We start from the raw sequence: 3,235 nt of genomic DNA, 5'->3' as shown, positions 1-3,235 counted from the left end.
CGGCCGCGCGCAGCCGGCGGTCGGCCGTGTCGCCGAGGACCGCGTGCTGGTGGCAGTGGGTCTGGCCGACGACGGGGCGGTCCAGCGAAGGCGGGGTCCAGTCGGGCGCGTACCGCTCCAGGACCTCCGCGAAGGTCAGGACCCGTGCGGCCAGCCGGGCCGCCCGCGGGTCGTCGTGCAGCAGCTCCGGGGCGTCCGTGCGCAGGGCCGCCGCGCAGCTCGGCTCCAGGACGACCACCGGGGCGTCCGCGGCCAGCACCGGTTCCATCAGGTCGAGCGTGCGGCGCAGCACCGCGCGGGCGCGGGCGAGCTGGCCCGTGGAGAGGTACGTCAGCCCGCAGCAGACCCGGCCCCGGCGCGCCGTCAGCAGCCGTGCCGCCGACCGCGAGCGCCCGTCGCCCACCGGACGTCCCCGCAGCCGCAGCGTCGGGGGCAGCGCCACCCGCAGCCCGGCCGCCTCCAGGACCCGTACGGCCGCCCGGCCCACCGAGGGCGACAGGTGCTCGGTGAAGGTGTCCGGCCAGAGGACCACCAGCGGTCCGTCCCCCGGGGGCGCGGCGGGCCGCCGTCCCCGCCACCACCGGGTGAACGTCTCCCCGGCCACCCGCGGGATCTCCCGCTCCGGCGCTATCCCGCCCAGCCGTTTCGCCGCCCGCGCGAGCGGCCCCACCGAGGCCCCCGCGTTGACCAGGGCCGCCGACCCGGTCCGCGCCACCCAGGCCAGCCACACCGGCAGCCACCCCATCGCGTAGTGGGCGGCCGGGCGGCGGCGGCCCGCGTAGTGGTGGTGCAGGAACTCCGCCTTGTACGTGGCCATGTCGACCCCGACCGGGCAGTCCGAGCGGCAGCCCTTGCAGGACAGGCACAGGTCCAGCGCGTCCCGTACCTCCGTGGACCGCCAGCCGTCGGTCACCAGCTCGCCGACGAGCATCTCGTGCAGCAGGCGGGCGCGCCCGCGCGTGGAGTGCTCCTCCTCGCCCGTCGCCCGGAACGACGGGCACATCACCGCCGGCCCCGACGCGGACGCCGTACGGCACTTGGCGACCCCCACGCAGCGGCGCACCGCCGCCGAGAAGTCGCCGCCGTCGGCCGGGTAGCCGAAGGCCACGTCCACCGGTCCGCGCGGCAGGGCGGAGAAGCGGAGGTTCGCGTCCAGGGGCGCGGGGCGGACCAGCACGCCCGGGTTGAGCAGGTCGTCCGGGTCCCAGACGCCCTTCACGCGTTCGAAGAGGGCGACCGTCTCCGCGCCGTACATCCGCGGCAGCAGCTCGGCCCGCGCCTGCCCGTCGCCGTGCTCCCCGGACAGGGAGCCGCCGTGCGCCACGACCAGGTCGGCGAGGTCCTCGGAGAAGCGCCGGAAGCGGGCGACGCCCGGCCCGGTCAGCAGGTCGAAGTCGATCCGCACGTGGACGCAGCCGTCCCCGAAGTGCCCGTACGGGGTGCCGCGCAGCCCGTGGTCGGCCAGCAGGCGCCGGAAGTCCCGCAGGTAGGCGCCGAGCCGGGCGGGCGGCACCGCGCAGTCCTCCCAGCCGGGCCAGGCCTCCGTGCCGTCCGGCATCCGGGTCGCCGTACCGCTCGCGTCCTCCCGGATCCGCCACAGGGCCCGCTGCCGGGCCGGATCGGTGACCACCAGGGCGTCCAGGACGTCCGCCGCGCGGACGACCGCCTCCGCCCGCGCCCGGGCCTCCGCCTCCGTCTCCCCGCCGGTCTCCACGAACAACCAGGCCCCGCCGCGCGGGAGGTCCGCGGCGGAGGGCACCAGGTCCGCCGCCATGCCCTCCACCGTCAGCGGCCGGTGCTCAAGCAGTCCGGCCGCCGCCTCGGCGGCCCCGCTCTCGTCGGCGTACGCCAGCACGGCGAGCGCCCGCGCGCGCGGCGCCCGTACGAGGTCCACGACCGCCTCGGTCAGCACGCCCAGCGTGCCCTCCGAGCCGCAGAAGGAGCGGGCGACGTCGGCGCCCCGCTCGGGCAGCAGGGCGTCCACCGCGTAGCCCGAGATCCGGCGGGGCAGCTCCGGGAAGCCGGTGCGCAGGCGGGCCAGTTCGCCGTCGACCAGCTCCCGCAGTCCCGCCGGGGCGCCGGCCCACCCCGGCCCGGGCCGCAGCAGCTCCCCGCGCGGGGTGAGCACCGACAGCTCCCGCACGTTGTCCGCGGTCGTCCCCCAGGCGACGGAGTGGGACCCGCAGGAGTTGTTGCCGATCATGCCGCCGAGGGTGCAGCGGCTGTGCGTGGAGGGGTCCGGCCCGAAGCGCAGGCCGTACGGGGCGGCGGCCTCCTGGAGCCGGTCGAGGACGAGCCCGGGCTGGACGACGGCCGTGCGGGCCTCGGGGTCGAGGGAGAGCAGGCGGTTCATGTGCCGGGTGAAGTCGAGCACCACTCCGGTGCCGGTCGCCTGGCCCGCGATCGACGTGCCGCCGCCGCGCGCCACCACCGGGACGCCGTGCGTCCGGCACACCGACAGGGCCGCCGCCACGTCGTCGGCGTCCCGGGGGGAGACGACGCCCAGCGGCACCCGGCGGTAGTTGGAGGCGTCCATGGTGGTCAGCGCCCGCGCGGTCGTGCCGAAGTCCACCTCACCGCGTACGGCCGCCGCCAGCCCGGCCCGCAGTTCCCGGAGATCCGTCGTGCCCGTCGTGCCCGTCATGCCCTCAGGATGCCCCCGCGCCGGTGCCACGCGCCGCCGGCGCCCTCCACCGGCGGAGCGGCGGGGCGGGTCCGGCGGGACGGCGGTGCGGTTCCTGCTCCCTCGTGCTCCCTCGTGCGCCGCACCGGCACCGCCTCCGCGGCCCCGGGGGCGGGGCGGACGGACGGTACCGGGACGGGGCAAAGAGGCGGAATGAGCACGCCGTTCGGCGGCCCACCCGACCGAGGTCGGGTCAAATCCCGGGAACGGAACCGGAATCTTCCCAAACTGATCAGGAACTCCCTTATAGTGACCGCGGGTTGCTCACCCATGACGGCTCCTGTTCATAGAGTGACGTTCACGCAGGAACCGGGCAATCGAGCACGTGGGCGGCGGATCGCGTACGGCCGTGCACGTGGGCGAGGGGGTGCACGGCAACCCAGGTATCCGAGCACCGGACGGCCATGGGCCGCCGGAGCCGCTGAACCGCCCCCAGGCCGCGCTGACCGAACGGTGCACGACAGCGAAACGGAACGCGGACCGACCGAGGACCCGACCGAGGACCCGATTGATGACCTCCCCCCTGCTCCCCGGCGACCGCCGGTGCGGAGA

General features: G+C 76.7%; 1 protein-coding gene. It reads right to left on the bottom strand.

The window, feature by feature from the left end; all coding sequences use genetic code 11:
* Positions 1 to 2,644: FAD-binding and (Fe-S)-binding domain-containing protein (locus B7L92_RS19000; protein WP_081238729.1), on the bottom strand; the 2,644-nt coding region annotated here is incomplete at its 3' end.
* Positions 2,645 to 3,235: the final 591 nt, after the last annotated feature.

The sequence above is a fragment of the Streptomyces viridosporus genome (assembly GCF_002078235.1).
GTDB classification, from domain to species: domain Bacteria; phylum Actinomycetota; class Actinomycetes; order Streptomycetales; family Streptomycetaceae; genus Streptomyces; species Streptomyces viridosporus.
Note: the sequence above shows the minus strand (reverse complement) of the source record. Positions and strands in the feature narration are given on the sequence as shown.